Origin of the sequence: Streptomyces sp. NPDC006314 (assembly GCF_040613075.1) — a bacterium.
In the GTDB taxonomy this organism is placed as follows: domain Bacteria; phylum Actinomycetota; class Actinomycetes; order Streptomycetales; family Streptomycetaceae; genus Streptomyces.
Map to the genome: position 1 here is coordinate 223,496 of NZ_JBEXRL010000009.1, position 16,333 is coordinate 239,828.

The 16,333-nt window shown below is 71.0% G+C and carries 14 protein-coding genes; 8 read left to right on the top strand and 6 right to left on the bottom strand.

The genetic code is table 11. From position 1 onward, the window contains the following. The first annotated feature begins 85 nt into the window (after positions 1 to 85). Genes ABZ079_RS18990 through ybaK form a run of 3 tightly spaced genes read left to right on the top strand, consistent with a single transcriptional unit; the run spans position 86 to position 2,434 of the window. Positions 86 to 1,138, top strand: a complete 1,053-nt coding sequence (locus ABZ079_RS18990) for a hypothetical protein (protein WP_356940571.1) — start codon at positions 86 to 88, stop codon at positions 1,136 to 1,138. Between the two features lie 11 nt (positions 1,139 to 1,149). Beyond that, on the top strand, positions 1,150 to 1,887 hold the full coding sequence (locus ABZ079_RS18995; RefSeq protein ID WP_356940572.1) for an LON peptidase substrate-binding domain-containing protein: 738 nt from the start codon (positions 1,150 to 1,152) through the stop codon (positions 1,885 to 1,887). 34 nt (positions 1,888 to 1,921) lie between these two features. Beyond that, a complete protein-coding gene (gene ybaK / locus ABZ079_RS19000; protein ID WP_356940573.1) occupies positions 1,922 to 2,434 on the top strand; it encodes a Cys-tRNA(Pro) deacylase in 513 nt (170 codons plus the stop codon). Positions 2,435 to 2,714: 280 nt separating this feature from the next. Here the strand turns inward: ybaK and ABZ079_RS19005 are convergent, their stop codons facing one another. From ABZ079_RS19005 to ABZ079_RS19020, 4 genes are all read right to left on the bottom strand, one after another. Then, the gene (locus ABZ079_RS19005) at positions 2,715 to 3,356 is read right to left on the bottom strand and encodes an AAA family ATPase (RefSeq protein ID WP_356940574.1); all 642 of its coding nucleotides are present in this window, start codon (positions 3,354 to 3,356) and stop codon (positions 2,715 to 2,717) included. Positions 3,357 to 3,390: 34 nt separating this feature from the next. Further along, positions 3,391 to 4,212: an ABC transporter permease gene (locus tag ABZ079_RS19010; protein WP_356940575.1), complete on the bottom strand. Its 822-nt coding sequence runs from the start codon at positions 4,210 to 4,212 to the stop codon at positions 3,391 to 3,393. 64 nt (positions 4,213 to 4,276) lie between these two features. Continuing rightward, positions 4,277 to 5,290: an ABC transporter ATP-binding protein gene (locus ABZ079_RS19015; protein WP_356940576.1), complete on the bottom strand. Its 1,014-nt coding sequence runs from the start codon at positions 5,288 to 5,290 to the stop codon at positions 4,277 to 4,279. Between the two features lie 115 nt (positions 5,291 to 5,405). After that, positions 5,406 to 6,626 carry an NYN domain-containing protein gene (locus ABZ079_RS19020; protein WP_356940577.1) on the bottom strand — a complete coding sequence of 407 codons (1,221 nt, stop codon included), beginning with the start codon at positions 6,624 to 6,626 and terminating at the stop codon, positions 5,406 to 5,408. A gap of 225 nt (positions 6,627 to 6,851) precedes the next feature. Here ABZ079_RS19020 and ABZ079_RS19025 point away from each other — a divergent pair, with 225 nt between their 5' ends. After that, positions 6,852 to 7,031, top strand: a complete 180-nt coding sequence (locus ABZ079_RS19025) for a hypothetical protein (RefSeq protein ID WP_356940578.1) — start codon at positions 6,852 to 6,854, stop codon at positions 7,029 to 7,031. Positions 7,032 to 7,102: 71 nt separating this feature from the next. Here ABZ079_RS19025 and dnaE read toward each other — a convergent pair whose 3' ends face one another. Further along, positions 7,103 to 10,642: a DNA polymerase III subunit alpha gene (gene dnaE, locus ABZ079_RS19030; protein WP_356940579.1), complete on the bottom strand. Its 3,540-nt coding sequence runs from the start codon at positions 10,640 to 10,642 to the stop codon at positions 7,103 to 7,105. A 291-nt stretch (positions 10,643 to 10,933) separates the two neighbouring features. On the opposite strand from dnaE, the gene ABZ079_RS19035 reads away from it, so the two are divergent. From ABZ079_RS19035 to ABZ079_RS19050, 4 genes are all read left to right on the top strand, one after another. Further along, positions 10,934 to 12,259: a DUF2252 domain-containing protein gene (locus tag ABZ079_RS19035; protein ID WP_356940580.1), complete on the top strand. Its 1,326-nt coding sequence runs from the start codon at positions 10,934 to 10,936 to the stop codon at positions 12,257 to 12,259. 68 nt (positions 12,260 to 12,327) lie between these two features. After that, complete coding sequence (locus ABZ079_RS19040; protein ID WP_356940676.1) at positions 12,328 to 13,014, top strand: hypothetical protein; 687 nt, start codon at positions 12,328 to 12,330, stop codon at positions 13,012 to 13,014. A gap of 66 nt (positions 13,015 to 13,080) precedes the next feature. Next, positions 13,081 to 13,896 (top strand): thioredoxin domain-containing protein, encoded by an 816-nt coding sequence (locus ABZ079_RS19045; RefSeq protein WP_356940581.1) that lies wholly within the window; start codon positions 13,081 to 13,083, stop codon positions 13,894 to 13,896. A 97-nt stretch (positions 13,897 to 13,993) separates the two neighbouring features. Continuing rightward, a complete protein-coding gene (locus ABZ079_RS19050) occupies positions 13,994 to 15,673 on the top strand; it encodes an alkaline phosphatase D family protein (protein ID WP_356940582.1) in 1,680 nt (559 codons plus the stop codon). A 7-nt stretch (positions 15,674 to 15,680) separates the two neighbouring features. Here the strand turns inward: ABZ079_RS19050 and ABZ079_RS19055 are convergent, their stop codons facing one another. Further along, a complete protein-coding gene (locus tag ABZ079_RS19055; RefSeq protein ID WP_356940583.1) occupies positions 15,681 to 16,250 on the bottom strand; it encodes a dienelactone hydrolase family protein in 570 nt (189 codons plus the stop codon). Positions 16,251 to 16,333: the final 83 nt, after the last annotated feature.

Sequence of the window (16,333 nt, forward strand, 5' to 3'; positions counted from 1 at the left end):
CTTTTACCGGTCCTTGACCTTCGGCCGTACAACCTTCCGCAACTTGCCCGAACCCTCTGGCGCACCCCCGACCTGCGGTCTTTCAATGGTCGACACCATGGCTCTGCTGCCCTCGTTCATCCGCCCCACCCGGATGACCAAACGCCACGCCTCCCCGGCCGGCCGCCCGCCGGCCGGGGACGAGGCCGTGCTCGACGCGCCCGACGACCGCCTCTCGCCCGCGCTGGTCGCGGCCGGCCGGGGCGAGTACACCGTCGCGGCCGAGCTGCTGGCCGCCACCCGCGCCGCGGCCGAGTGGGAGAACCGCGACCGGTACGTCAGGCGCCTCGCCGCCTTCGCCCGCTCCCGCCCCGAGTGGTTCGAGGGGTGGCGCACGGCCGTCCCCGGCGACCCCGACGCCCTGCTCATCGGCGCCCAGCTGGCGGTGGACCGGGTCTGGCCGTCCCCGGCCCGCGCCGAGCTGCTGCGCGAGGTGAGCCCGCTCATCACGGCCGCCGCCCGCGCGGACGACCGCGACCCGGTGCCCTGGCGGATCGCGCTCGACCACGCGCGCGGCTCCCGGGCCGGGCACCGGTACTTCGAGGAGCTGTGGGAGGCGGCGGTCCGGCGCGCCCCGCACCACTACGGCTGCCATGTGGCCGCCCTGCGCTACCTGGCCGCCCTCTGGCACGGCTCGCACCACGAGTGCTTCGACTTCGCCGACCGGGCCGCGCAGGACGCCCCGCCCGACTCGCTCGTGCAGGCGCTGCCGGCCCGGGCGGCCTTCGGCTATCTGACCGACGGCTGCGGACCCGAGGTGCCGCGCCGGCGGCTGGACGCGGCGGCGCACCGGGCGGTCGCGCTCTCCGGCCGGTTCCCGGCGGCCGACCCGTGGCCCGCCGAGGTCCGCAACAAGCTCCTGTACGTCCTCATGCGGCTGGACCGCTGGGAGGATGCCCGCGGCCAGCTGCGCCTGATCGGCCCGTACGCCACGTCCTTCCCCTGGGAGCGGTTCTCGGACGACCCGCTCGGCCACTTCCTGCGGCTGCGCGAGCACCTTCTGGCGGCCGGCCCCCGGCCCGTCCCGGCCGGGCTGATACCGGTGCCCCAGGACCCCCTCGGCGAGCACGGCGGACACGCCGGCGCCGGTGACCACTAGGCTGGGGCGCCGTGACCACCGCCCGTCTCCCCCTGTTTCCGCTGAACTCGGTGCTGTTCCCGGGGCTCGTGCTGCCGCTGAACGTCTTCGAGGAGCGTTATCGCGCCATGATGCGCGAGCTGCTCAAGACCCCCGAGGACGAATCGCGCCGGTTCGCCGTCGTGGCCATCCGCGACGGCCACGAGGTGGCGCCGAGCGCCTCGGGCATGCCGGATCCCACGGCACAGCCGGAACGGGGCCCGGCCGCAGGCTTCGGCCCCGACCCGCTGAAGGCCTTCCACGGGGTGGGCTGTGTGGCGGACGCGGCGACCATCCGGGAACGGGCCGACGGCACGTTCGAGGTACTGGCCACCGGTACGACCCGGATGCGGCTGCTGTCCGTGGACGCGACGGGTCCGTTCCTGACGGCCGAGCTGGAGGAACTGCCGGAGGAGCCCGGCGACGAGGCCGGGGCGCTGGCCGAGGGGGTCCTGCGGTCCTTCCGCCAGTACCAGAAGCGACTGGCGGGCGCCCGCGAGCGCTCGCTGTCCACCGGCGAGCTGCCGGACGACCCGAGCGTGGTGTCGTACCTGGTGGCCGCGGCGATGGTGCACGACACCCCTACCAAGCAGCGCCTGCTCCAGGCCCCGGACACCGCGTCCCGTCTGCGGGACGAGCTGAAACTCCTTCGCTCCGAGACGGCCATCATCCGTAATCTGCCCTCGTTGCCCGCGTTCGAACTGACGCGGACACCGACGAGCCTGAACTGAGGAAGACCGGGAAGACCGAGGCCGAGACACTCCGATGGCGAAGAAGTCGAAGAAGCAGCGGCACGAGTCACGGGCGGGCGGTACGCCCGCGACGGTGGCCCTGACGGCGGCGGGCGTGGACTTCACGGTCCACTCCTACGACCACGATCCCTCCCACCCCTCCTACGGCGAGGAGGCGGCGGAGGCGATGGGCGTCTCCCCCGACCGCGTCTTCAAGACCCTGGTCGCCGACGTGGACGGCGCCCTGGTCGTCGGCGTGGTCCCGGTGGCCGGCTCCCTGGACCTGAAGGCCCTCGCGGCGGCGGTGGGCGGCAAGAGGGCGACCATGGCCGACCCGGCCCTCGCCGAGCGTACGACCGGCTATGTCCGCGGCGGCATCTCCCCGCTCGGCCAGCGCAAGAAGCTCCCGACGGTCCTCGACGACTCGGCGCAGGCCCACACGACGATCTGCGTGTCGGCGGGTCGCCGGGGTCTGGAGGTCGAACTGGCCCCGGACGACCTGACGAAGCTGACGGGGGCGGTGCTCGCGCCCATTGGACGGGGCTGACGGGGGCGAGCGCTCGCGCCACCTGGCCGGGGCTGACGGGACCGGCGCCGGCGCCGATGCGGCAGCGCTGACGGACGACGGGTGCACGCGCCTACTGACCGGGGCTGAAGCGGGCGCGGCGCGGGTGCACGCCCCGGCCGATCCGGGTCTGACGGGAGCGGTGCCGGCATCGATCTGGCGGGGCTGACGGCCTCGTCCTACCGGTCGCCTTCCAGCTCACAGAGGCGGGTGGACGGGTGGGAAACGGGGTCCAGGGCGGAAGTCCCTGGCGGAGTCCCGGCTACGGCTGCTGCGGATACGGCGGCTCAGGGTCCCTCGGCCCGAACAGCGCGGTCAACCCCAGATGCACCAGCAGCCCCGCAATCGGCCAAGCCAGCAACGCCCCCTTGGCCCCCAGCTTCAACGGCGCCGAGAACGTCACCCCCTTGCCCACGGCCTTCGCATGCGCGAGCACGTCGGACTCCGGCCCGAGCCACACCCCGAGCCGCCAAGCCAGCAACGACCCGAGCAGCCCGCCAAGGCCCAGTGCCACAACGAACGGCACACCCCCGCGCCGCCGCAGCAGAAAGACAACGACCGCACTGACCAGCCCGAAGCCCAGGCCCAGCAGCGTGAACGTTCCGTCCACCCCGGCCGCCTGCTCCCCCTCGCTGTCCTTGAGATAGACGACCCACCTCTTGTCGACCGAGTCGCCGACCAACGGCACGTGCGGCGCCAGCCACCACCACAGCAGCCCCAGCAGCACCCCGCCGAGCGCCAGCGCCACCGTGACCACGGCGGCCTCCCGCACTTCGGTCTTCATCCCGGGGCCGTCCTGTTCGTACGCCCCCGCGCCCGGCGCACCGGCAGGCGGCGGCGCCTGCCAGCCCTGGTGCGGAGAGTTGTCATGCGGTGGAGGAGGCGGAGTCAGCGGTGCGGTCACCTGAATATCGTGCCAGGTCGCGCTGTGCGCCGCGTCACCGGACGGCGGCCCTGCGGTACGCCCAGGTCGCCACGGCCAGCGAAACCACTCCGACACCGGCGCACACCCCCAGGTCAACAAGGACGACGGCCCAGTCCGGGTGTGCCCCGAAGGTCCGGGCGTAGGCCTCCACGCCGTAGGTCGAGGGCAGCAGCTCACGGGCCAGCCGTACGATCTCCGGCATCCGGTCGGCCGGCAGCACACCCAGCAGCAGCGCCGCCGACATGCCCAGCTGCCCGAGCAGCGTGGCCAGTTCCGGCCGGGGCGCGAGCAGACCGCAGGCGGCGCCGAGCCCGGCCAGCGCGGCCCCGGCGAGCGGGATCACGGCCACCAGGATCCACAGATTGGACAGCGGCAGCCCGAACAGCACGCATCCGAAGACGGCGGTCACCAGGGTCCCCGGCACCGTGAAGGAGGCGTACGCCGCCGCCGCGCCCAGCACCACCGCGGCCGGCGGCACCGGCAGGGTGGCGTAGTGGTCGAGGCCGCCGCTGGCCCGCAGCTGCCCGAAGTACTGGGACAGCAGGTTCAGTGCCACGTAGGCGACGACCAGCACGGACGATCCGGCCACCACGGACTGGGCCTCGCTGCCGCTGTCGACGACGCCCCGCATCATCACGGTGATGCCGACGGACTGGAAGGTCGCCACGAACAGCAGCGGGATGCGGGCCACCCGGGCCCGGGACAGCTGCGCCCGGTAGACGGCCACCAGCGAGGGCCACAGCCGCGCGGGCGGGCCGAGTTCGGCCGCGCCCGGTGCCGTTTCCGGCACGGCCCGGGCGCCGCCCGGCAGAACCTCGGCGGGTACGACACTCACGACGAACTGCTCCTCTTCCCTACGGCAGCCGCGCACATCCATACGCATTCCGCGGCCCGCGCGCTCATGCCTTCACCAGCCCCTGCCGGGCCGCGCCACCCAGCGCCAGGTAGACGTCCTCCAGGCTGGGCGTGGCGAGCGTGAAGTCGTCCAGGGCGGCGAAAGCGGCCCCGCCGGTCACGGTGGCGACGACGGCGCGGGCCTCCTCGGGCACCAGCCGCAGCGTCCAGCGCCGGCCGGACTCCACGGCCCGCTCGCGCAGCACGGCGACCTCGGGCACCTCCAGCGGCGCCCGCTCGCGCCACACCAGCTCGACCCGTACCTCGTCGGCGACCCGTTCCTTGAGCCCCGCCGGGGTGTCGCAGGCGATGACCCGGCCCCGGTCGAGCACGGCGACCCGGTCGAGCACGGTCTCGGCCTCGATGACGTTGTGGGTGACCAGCAGCACGGACGTACCGTGCTCGGCCCGCCGCCGGTCCACGGCCGCCCAGACGGCGCGCCGGGCCACCGGGTCCATGCCGGTGGTCGGTTCGTCCAGCACGAGCAGCGGCCGCTCCCCGACGAGGGCGGCGGCGAGGCAGGCGAGCCGCCGCTGTCCGCCGGACAGCTTCTTCAGCGCCTGCCCGGCGATCCGGGTGAGCCCCAGTTCCTCCAGTACGGCGTCCCGCTCGGCCCGCGCCCGCCGAACGTCCAGGCCGCGCAGGCGTCCGGTGGTCTCGGCGGCGAGGGAGACGGTCAGTTCGTCCAGGGCGGAGGACTCCTGGCCCAGGTAGGCGAGGATCCGCGCGGCCCGCTCGGGGTGTTTCACGATGTCGTGGCCGAGGATCTCGACGCGGCCGGTGTCGGGTCGCAGCAGCCCGGTCAGCTGCCGCACGAGGGTGGACTTGCCGGCACCGTTCGGACCGAGCAGCCCGAAGACCTCGCCACGCCGCACATCCAGCTCGACCCCGTCGGTGGCCCGCACCTCGGGGGTGCCGGGCGTCCCGCGCCGCCCTTTGACGGCCGGGTAGGTCTTGGTCAGCCCACGCACGCGTACGACCTCGTCATGCCGAGGTGCCTGTCCCGCGCGCGTATTCACAAGGGACGAGAGTACGGGGTGGGAGGCCTTTACTCGCCTTTGGGTCCGCTTCTGTACGGGACCGGTGAGAAATCCCGCCGCGACGGCGAACCCACCGCCGCCCCCGCCGGCCCGCTCACTCCCCCGTGCCCGCGTGTTCGGCGGCGGCCGGAACGTCGACCTCCCGCCAGAATCCCGCCCGAATGGCGTAACGGTCGTGTTCATCGATCTGGTCGTCCTTGTGCGCCAGCAGCCCGAACCGGGCCGCGTACCGCAGCAGCTCCCCGTCGATGCGGTGCGGGATGCGCGGGTACATCTGCGACAGCCTCTGCAGATGGGTCTGGTCGCCGAGCCGTGACATCCAGCGGCGGGCGAACACCTGACCCACTTCGTACGGGTCGCCACCGACCGTGGTGATGTCCTCCTCACGGTCGGCCCACCGCTGCTCGGCCGTGGTGAGCTGGGCCAGCGTCGGCATGGAGGCGACCTCGGGCGGCTCGGCGACCGCGCCCGGCCGGTCAACCCAGCCCTTGTCGGAGGACCAGCGCAGCGTCGCCGTCGCGGGGTGCGGCGCCGGCTGGATGCCCGGTGCGCGCAGCGCGGCGAGGTCCTTGGGGGTGGGGACCCCCTTGGGGGCGGGGACCCGTTCCTGGGCGCCGTTCTCGGCCGCGGTGACGGCCGGGGGGCGGGTGCCCTGCTCGGCGGGCCGCTCGGCCGAGGCGGCGAGCGCGGACTCGGGCAGCGGCGCCGAGAGGATCGCGGCGATCTCGGGGCGGGTCGCGGGCGGCGGCGCGCAGACGCCGGTCAGCTCCTTGGCCCGGATGGCCTGGGTGATCCAGGCGCGGTCCAGTACGCGCCGCTCGTCGGCCTCGGCGACCAGGTCCTCGGACTGGTTGTAGTCCCCGTCGGCGGCCTGGACCGCCCAGAGGTGGACGGCGACGCCGTGTTCCTTGGCGGCCATCATGCCGGGCAGCAGATCGCCGTCGCCGGTGACGAGGACGACGTCGGAGCAGGCGCGGTTGCGGGCCAGCTCGGTCAGCTCCGCGTGCATGGCCGCGTCCACGCCCTTCTGCGCCCAGCGCCCGTCGCTGCGGGTGAGAGCACCCAGACGGACCGTGACCCGGGGCATCACACGCAGCCGGCGGTGCTCCGGTTGGGGGACCCGGTCGGGGGCGCCGTCGAACCAGTAGATGCGCAGCAGCGGGCGCTCGGTCTCCGACTCCGCGCGTTCGCGCAGGGCCTGGATCAGCGCGGGGTGGTCGACGGTGATCCGGGATCGCGAGGGCTCACCGGCGAGGAGGCTGGCGGCGGCACCCAGCAGATACCCGGCGTCCACCAGGACGATGCAGCGGTCCACGCGACTCACCCTCTTCCCGGGAGGTTTTGCTTCGGACTTCCTTCGAGTCTGCCCGACCGCACGGGGGTTAACGGCCCGAACTCGATCATCGGCGTGGCGTTTCCGGCTCCCGCTCGCCCACCTGCCCTGTCACACACGGTAATTATCCGACATGCGACTGATGTCAGCCTATGTGAATCTGGTCCCGGCCCTGGCCCCTAGATCCCCCACAGGAGGCAGATCACCATGGCCAAGAACAAGAACCGCAAGCAGGCCGGCCCTCAGAACCGCGCCTCGCAGACCGAGCACGCACCGGAACGCGCGCAGCGTCCGCCGGCGGAGGAACACGAGTCGTCGATGGCGCACGTCCCGGGCAGTCCCTCGGATGTTGCTCGTAAGAAGCAGAAGAGCTTCGGCCACAACTAAAGGGCATTGACAGCCCGGGCACACAGGAGGGGCGCACCCACCCAGGGTGCGCCCCTTCCCGCGTCATCCGCTCAGCCCGCCAGGCAGGACGGGCCGAGCAGCACCTTCAGGTCGCCGAAGAGGGCCGGGTCGGGCTTGACCCGGTGCCGGTCCAGGCGCAGCACGGTGGTCTTGCGCGGACCCTGGAGCTTGATCCGGACCTCGCTGTCGCCCTTGTGGTGGCTGAGGATCTCACCGAGCCGGCTGACCATGGGCGGGGTGACCTTCACGGCGGGGATGGTGAGGATCACCGGCGCGTTGGTGCCCGCGTTGGACAGGTCCGGGACCATCAGCTCCATGGCGACGAGCCGGGGCACGTCCTCGCGCTTGTCCAGGCGGCCCTTGACGAACACGACAGCGTCCTCGACCAGTTGGGTCGACACCAGCTGGTAGGTCGCCGGGAAGAACATGCACTCGATGGAGCCGGCGAGGTCCTCCACCGTGGCGATCGCCCAGGCGTTGCCCTGCTTGGTCATCTTGCGCTGCAGGCCCGAGATGATGCCGCCGATGGTGACGACCGCGCCGTCCGCGTGCTCGCCGCCGGTGAGCTGGGCGATGCCCGCGTCCGCCTTGTCGGAGAGCACGTGCTCCAGGCCGAAGAGCGGGTGGTCGGAGACGTACAGACCGAGCATCTCCCGCTCCTGGGCGAGCAGATAGGTCTTGTCCCACTCGTCGGTGGCGAACTCCACGTCGAGTCCGAAGCCGGGCTCGTCGCTCGTCTCCTCGCCCATGCCGCCGAAGAGGTCGAACTGTCCCTCGGCCTCCTTGCGCTTGACGGCGACCACGTTGTCGATCATCGGCTCGTACTGGGCCATGAGGCCCTTGCGGGTGTGGCCCATAGAGTCGAAGGCGCCGGCCTTGATCAGCGATTCCGTGGTGCGCTTGTTGCACACCACCGCCTCGACCTTGTCGAGGTAGTCGGGGAAGGAGGCGTACTTCCCCTTCGCCTTGCGGCACTTGATGATCGACTCGACCACGTTGGTGCCGACGTTGCGGACGGCGGAGAGGCCGAAGAGGATCACCTCGTCGCCCTGGGCGGCGAAGTTCGCCTCGGACTCGTTGACGTTCGGCGGGAGCACGCGGATGCCCATGCGGCGGCACTCGTTGAGGTAGACCGCCGACTTGTCCTTGTCGTCCTTGACGGAGGTCAGCAGGGCCGCCATGTACTCGGCGGGGTGGTTCGCCTTCAGATAGGCGGTCCAGTACGACACCAGCCCGTACGCGGCGGAGTGCGCCTTGTTGAACGCGTAACCGGCGAAGGGGACCAGCACGTCCCAGAGCGCCTGGACGGCTTCGTCGCTGTAGCCGTTCTTGCGGGCGCCGGCCTGGAAGATGACGAAGTTCTTCTCCAGCTCCTCGGGCTTCTTCTTGCCCATCACGCGGCGGAGGATGTCGGCTTCGCCGAGCGAGTAGCCCGCGATGATCTGGGCGGCCTTCTGCACCTGCTCCTGGTAGACGATCAGGCCGTAGGTGACGTCCAGGACCTCCTTGAGCGGCTCCTCCAGCTCGGGGTGGATCGGCGTGATCTCCTGCTGCCCGTTCTTGCGGAGGGCGTAGTTCGTGTGGGAGTTCATGCCCATCGGGCCCGGCCGGTACAGGGCCGACACGGCGGAGATGTCTTCGAAGTTGTCGGGCTTCATCAGCCGCAGCAGCGAGCGCATGGGGCCGCCGTCGAACTGGAAGACGCCGAGGGTGTCGCCGCGCTGGAGCAGCTCGAAGGTCGTGGGGTCGTCGAGCGGCAGGGACAGCAGGTCGATGTCGAGGCCCTTGTTGGCCTTCACCATCTTGACCGCGTCGTCCATGATCGTGAGGTTGCGCAGGCCCAGGAAGTCCATCTTCAGCAGGCCGAGCGACTCACAGCTCGGGTAGTCCCACTGGGTGATGGTCACGCCGTCGGTGTGCCTCACCCAGACCGGGACGTGCTCGGTGATGGTCTCGCTGGACATGATCACGCCGGCCGCGTGCACACCCATCTGCCGGACCAGGCCCTCCACGCCGCGCGCGGTGTCGATGACCTTCTTCACGTCCGGTTCGTTCTCGTACATCGAGCGGACCTCGCCAGCCTCCGAGTAGCGGGGGTGGCCGGGGTCGGTGATGCCGGACAGCGGGATGCCCTTGCCGAGGACGTCGGCGGGCATCGCCTTGGTGATGCGGTCGCCCATCGCGTACGGGTAACCCAGCACGCGCGCGGAGTCCTTGATCGCGTTCTTGGCCTTGATGGTGCCGTAGGTGCCGATCATGGCCACCTTGTCGGCGCCGTACTTCTCGGTCACGTACCGGATCACCTCGACGCGCCTGCGCTCGTCGAAGTCGATGTCGACATCGGGCATCGAGATGCGCTCGGGGTTGAGGAACCGCTCGAAGATCAGGCCGTGCGGGATGGGGTCGAGGTCGGTGATGCCCATGGCGTAGGCGACGATCGAGCCGGCCGCGGAGCCTCGGCCGGGGCCGACCGCGATGCCCTGCTTCTTGGCCCACATGATGAAGTCGGCGACCACGAGGAAGTAGCCCGGGAAGCCCATCGAGATGATGACGTCCATCTCGTACTCGGCCTGCTTCTGGCGGTCCGCGGGGACGCCGCCCGGGAAGCGGCGCTCCATGCCGCGGCGGACCTCCTCCTGGAACCAGGTGACCTCGGTGTAGCCCTCGGGGATGTCGAACTTGGGCATGAGGTCGCGCTTCTGGAACATGCCGGTGGTGTCCACCATCTCGGCGACGAGGAGCGTGTTGGCGCAGCCCTCCTGCCAGGCGTCCGAGGAGTCGATGGCGTACATCTCGTCCGTGGACTTCAGGTAGTAGCCGGTGCCGTCGAACTTGAAGCGGTCCGGGTCGGAGAGGTTCTTGCCGGTCTGGATGCACAGCAGGGCGTCGTGCGCGCCCGCCTCGTGCGCGTACGTGTAGTGGGAGTCGTTGGTGACCAGCGGCGGGATGCCGAGCTTCCTGCCGATCTCCAGCAGGCCGTCACGGACCCGGCGCTCGATGTCGATGCCGTGGTCCATCAGCTCCAGGAAGTACTTGTCCTTGCCGAAGATGTCCTGGTACTCGGCGGCGGCCTTCAGGGCCTCGTCGAAGTGGCCGAGGCGCAGCCGGGTCTGCACCTCGCCGGAGGGGCAGCCCGTGGAGGCCACGATGCCCTCGGACCACTGGGCGATGGTCTCCTTGTCCATCCGGGGCCACTTCTGCAGCCAGCCCTCGGCGTAGGCGTCCGAGGAGAGGCGGAAGAGGTTGTGCAGGCCCGTCTTGTTCACGGCCCACATCGTCTTGTGGGTGTAACCACCCGAACCGGAGATGTCGTCCCGCTTCTGGTGCGGCTGGCCCCAAAGGATCTTGCGCTTGTTCCGCCGGGACTCGGGGGCGACATACGCCTCGATCCCGATGATCGGGGTGATTCCGGCCTTCTTCGCGGAGTGGAAGAAGTCGTACGCCCCGTGGAGGTTGCCGTGGTCGGACATGGCGATGTGCGTCATGCCCATCTCGTTGCAGGCGTTGAACATGTCCTTGAGCCGCGCGGCACCGTCCAGCAGCGAGTACTGGGTGTGGACGTGCAGGTGCGTGAAGGGCGGCTTCGACACGGTTTCGGCCTCCGAAGTCAAACAGGTGCGGCGCGAGGCGCCTCGCTGGGGGGCGGTGGTCGCGTGACGGGCGGGCGACCGTCGGCGATCTTCCGACCGGCTGCGGACAGTCTGGGGGACAGCGTCGAAGTCTATGCCCCGGCACTGACACGCGCGGGCCGCATCCGCGTACCTTCATACGGGAACCGGGCACTCCCGCGTGGCGTCGCCCGTTGAAGACGGCGGAAGCGCTGCCGTACCCCTTCATGCACGTTCATGCACCACCCGTCCCGCACCAGGAGGCACCCCGCGATGTCGGTCCCCGAGCTCAACGACGAGCAGCGCGGCGAAGAGATCCTCGCCGTGTTCGACACCGCCTTCGGCCGGCTCCTGGCCGCCGACCCGGCAGCGTTCCGGGTGAAGTTCCGCAAGATGGCGGCCTCCGCCTTCGCGTTCTACCGCGGTACGGCGTGCCTCTTCTACCACGACCTCGACGCCGAGAAGCGCGGCGGCCCGTACCTGGACGACCGCACCTCACGCGTGTGGATCCACGGCGACCTGCACGCCGAGAACTTCGGCACGTACATGGACTCCAACGGCCGCCTGGTCTTCAACGTCAACGACTTCGACGAGGCCTACGTCGGGCCCTTCACCTGGGACCTGAAGCGCTTGTCGGCCTCGATCGCGCTCATCGGGTACGCGAAGGCCCTCAGCGACGAGCAGATCACCGAGCTGGTGACGGTCTACGCGGCCGCCTACCGCGAGCGCATCCGCGCGCTGGCCACGGGCGCCAAGAGCGACGAGGTGCCGCCCTTCACACTGGACACCGCGCAGGGCCCGCTGCTGGACGCGCTGCGTGACGCCCGCTCGCTGACCCGCTTCGGGCTGCTGGAGTCGATGACCGAGATCCGCGACTTCGAGCGCCGTTTCGCGCCCGGCGGCGGCTCCCTCGAGCTCGACGCGGCGACCCGCTACAAGGTGCTGGCCGCCTTCGACGGCTATCTGGAGACGCTGCCGGACTCCTCGCTGGCCCGCCCGGACTCGTACCGCGTGAAGGACGTGGTCGGCCGCCGGGGCATCGGCATCGGCTCGGCGGGCCTGCCGTCGTACAACATCCTGCTGGAGGGCCACAGCGACGCCCTGGAGAACGATGTCGTGATCTACATCAAGCAGGCGCAGACCCCGGCCGTCTCCCGGCACATCACGGACCCGGCGATCGCGGAGTACTTCCAGCACGAGGGCCACCGCACGGTGATCTCCCAGCGCGCCCTGCAGGCGCACGCCGACCCGTGGCTGGGCTGGACGGAGCTGGACGGCGCGGGCCAGCTGGTCGCCGAGGTCTCGCCGTACGCGGTCGACCTGGGCTGGGGCGACATCGACGACCCGGAGGAGATCGCGGCCGTCGTCGCCGACCTCGGCCGGGCCACCGCCACCATGCACGCGGCGGCCGACGACCAGTCCGGCGAGTCCCTGGTGCCGTTCTCCACCGAGCGGGCCATCGACGCGGCGCTCGCGGCGGACGAGGAGGGCTTCGCACCGCTCCTGGTGGACTTCGCGCACGGCTATGGCGCACGGGCGCGTGCCGACCACCAGATCTTCCTGGACCTGTTCCGCAACGGCCGGATTCCCGGGCTGTAACCCTCGCGCACTCACAGGCACCCTTTAGGGGTCCCTTACTCGCCTACGTGACAGACTCTCCTCTCGCCATGGACATATCCGGGATCCAGCTCAGAGCCGTGCGCGCGGCGCTGTTCACGGCCTTCGTCGTGACGCTCAGCACCGCGTCGCACGTACTGCTGTCCCGGGCTCCTCTGCCGCTGGCGACCGTCGCCGCGGTCGCCGCCGCAGTGTTCGTCACCGCGTACGCGCTGGCGGGCCGCGAGCGCGGCTTCGGCCGGATCGCGGCCCTGCTGATCCCGCTGGAGCTGGCCGCCGACACGGTGTTCACCACGGGGCAGCACGCCTGTTACGGCAGGGCGGGCGGCCCGGTCGCGGGCCCGCTGCGCACCTTCGGCTTCGACGTGCTGTGCCAGGGCGGTGCCGTGGGTGCCCCACTGGCCCAGATGGCCGGTGCCCCGGGCCGCGGCGCCGAGGCCGTCCTCGCGCACGCCAGCCCGGCCGCCGCCTGGCTGCTGCTCGCCGCGCACGTCTGCGTGGGGCTCCTCGCGGCTGCCTCTCTGCGGCGGGGTGAGCGGGCCCTGACCCAGCTGCTGCGCGCGGTCGCCGCGACCACCTTCCGGCCGCTGCTGCTGGCCGTGGCCGCCGTCTCCGCACGGTCGTCCCCGGCCCGCCGGCTGCCGCGCCCGGCCCCGCGGCCGGCCGTCGCGCGCGACCGGCTCCTCGTGCACTCCCTGGGACGGCGTGGACCGCCGTGCTCACCGGCATCCGCCTGAGCACAAGCAGTCCCCCACACGTATCCCGCGTACGACGTGTGCGCGTCCCACATGGAGATCACCAATATGAGCAAGCGGAACAGTCAGACGGAGAAGACGGCGGCCCGGGAGCGGCTGCGCCAGGAGCGCGAGCGGCAGGCCAAGCGCGACAAGGCCAAGCGACAGGTCATCGTGGCCGCCTCGGTCGTGGCCGTGCTGGCCGCGGCCGGCGGCATCGGCTACGCCGTCGTCCAGGCCGCCAAGCCCGGCTACTGGGAGGGTCTGAAGGACGCCAAGGTCACCGCCCCGGCCCACACCACGGGGACGAAGGGCACCACGGTCGTCATCGGCAAGGACACCGCCAAGAAGACCCTCAAGATCTACGAGGACCCGCGCTGCCCGGTCTGCGCCCAGTTCGAGCGGGCCGTCGGGCCGACGGTGAAGAAGGACCTCGACGACGGCAAGTTCAAGATCCAGTTCATCGGTGCCACGTTCCTCGACAGGAACGGCGGCGAGGGTTCCAAGAACGCGCTGAGCGCCCTCGGAGCCGCCCTGAACATCTCCCCGGAGGCCTTCCTCGAGTACAAGAGCGCGCTCTACTCGGCGAAGTACCACCCGCAGGAGGCGGACGACAAGTTCAAGAGCGACGACTACCTCGTCAAGGTCGCCGACTCCGTCCCGGCGCTGAAGAACAACACCAAGTTCCGGAACGCCGTCACGAACGGCACCTACGACGCCTGGGCGATGGCCATGTCGAAGACGTTCGACGACAACAAGGACGGCGTCACCGGCACTCCTGGCTTCGTCATGGACGGCAAGAAGCTCACCGCCGACAACCAGGACACCCCGCTGCTGACGGTGGCCGACTTCAACCGGGTGGTGGGCGCGGCCCTCAAGGGGTGACCTGACGAGTCGTCGGAAACCGCCCTCCACGTGAAGGGCGGGCGAACTTCCGGAGTTCGCCCGCCCTCGCGCGTACCGATCAGTAACCTGATCGGTCGTGACCAGTCGATACAGATCATTCGAGGCGTCCCAGCCCCTCAACTCCCCTTCGCCCAGCCGCCGTACGGTCGTCAAGGCCGCGGCGGCGACCGCCGGCGCTGCCTTCGTCGCAGCTCCCCTGGCCACCGCGCTCCCGGCCCACGCGGCCACCGACGCCCCCGCCTTCCTGCACGGCGTCGCCTCCGGTGACCCGCTGTCCGACGGCATCCTGCTGTGGACCCGGGTGACCCCCACCCCGGAGGCGGTACCCGGCTCCGGGCTCGGCCCGGACACCGAGGTGAGCTGGGTCGTCGCCAGGGACAAGACGTTCACCACCATCGTCGCCAAGGGCTCCACCACCGCGACGGCCTCCTCCGACCACACCGTGAAGGCCGACATCCGCGGCCTGGAGCCGGCAACCGACTACTGGTTCCGTTTCTCGGCCGGCGGCACCGACTCCCCGGTGGCGCGCACCCGCACCGCGCCGGCGGCGGACGCGGCCGTGTCCGGCCTGCGCTTCGGCGTGGTCTCCTGCGCCAACTGGGAGGCGGGTTACTTCTCCGCCTACCGTCACCTCGCGGCGCGCGGCGACCTCGACGCATGGCTGCATCTCGGCGACTACATCTACGAGTACAAGTCCGGCGAGTACGCGGCCCGGGGCAAGGTCGTACGCCCGCACGCACCCGCGAACGAGATCCTCACGCTCGCCGACTACCGCATCCGGCACGCCAAGTACAAGACTGACCCCGACCTGCAGGCGCTGCACCTGAAGGCACCGGTCATCGCGATCTGGGACGACCACGAGTTCGCCGACAACGCCTGGTCGGGTGGCGCGGTCAACCACACCGAGGGCACCGAGGGCAGCTGGACGTCCCGTCAGTCCGCCGCGAAGCAGGCCTACTTCGAGTGGATGCCGGTCCGCCCGGCGATCGCCGGCACCACCTACCGGCGGCTGCGCTTCGGCAAGCTCGTCGACCTGTCCCTGCTGGACCTGCGCTCCTTCCGCTCCCAGCAGGCCGCCACGGCCAGCGGCTCGGTGGACGACCCGGACCGCACGCTCACCGGCCGTGCCCAACTCGACTGGCTGAAGGCCGGTCTGCAGGCCTCCGACACCAGGTGGCGGCTGGTCGGCAACTCGGTGATGATCTCGCCGTTCTCCTTCGGCTCCCTCTCCGCCGACCTGTTCAAGCCGCTCGCCAAACTGCTCGGGCTGCCGCAGGAGGGCATCGCCGCCAACACCGACCAGTGGGACGGCTACACCGACGACCGCCGCGAGCTGCTGGACCACCTGCGCTCCCACGCGATCGGCAACACCGTCTTCCTGACCGGTGACATCCACATGGCGTGGGCCAACGACGTGCCGGTCGACGCCGGGACGTACCCGCTCTCCGCCTCGGCGGCCACCGAGTTCGTGATCACCTCGGTGACGTCCGACAACCTCGACGACATCGTGAAGGTCCCCGAGGGCGCGGTCTCGGCGGTCGCCGCGCCGGTCATCAAGGCCGCCAACCGGCATGTCCACTGGGTGGACACCGACCGGCACGGCTACGGCGTGCTCGACATCACCGCCGACCGCGCGCAGATGGACTACTACGTCCTGTCCGACCGCGCCGACGCGCACGCCACCGCGGAGTGGGTGCGCTCGTACCGCACCCGCAGCGGCACGCAGAAGATCGAGCGGGCCTACGACCCGGTGTAACCGCTCGCTACAGGCTGTCGAGGAAGCCGAGCGCCACCCGCCAGGTGGCCTCGGCGGCCTCCGCGTCGTAGTCCGGCAGTGCGGGGTCGGTGTAGAGGTGCCCGGCCCCGGCGTACCGGTAGATCTCCACGTCGGCGCCCGTCCGGCCCATCTGCAGGTACCAGGCGCTCAGCCAGTCGTCCGTCTCGAAGGGGTCCGGCTCGGCCACATGCAGCTGCACCGGCAACCCGTCCACCTGCGCGCTCGGCGCGATGTCCGAGGTGCCGTGCAGGAGCAGCAGCCCGCGCGCCTTGTCGTCGCCGAGGGCGAGGGTCTGGGCGATGGAGGCGCCGAGCGAGAACCCGGCGTACACGAGCCCCCGGTCCGAGTAGGGCGCCGCCGCCAGCACGGCCCGCTTGAGCAGTTCCTCCTTGCCCAGCTCCTCCTTGTACGCCATGCCCTCCTCGACGGTGCCGAACGTGCGCCCCTCGAAGAGGTCCGGCGTCCACACCTCGTGGCCCGCCGCGCGCAGCCGGTCCGCGGCCTCGCGCACCGCGGGCACGAGCCCGTAGGTCGAGTGAAAGAGCATGATGTTCATGAGGCCATGGTGCCAGGAGGGAGAGGCACAGCCGCACCGCGGCCATACCCAGACGAGCCAAGAACACACATGTTCATCGGTCC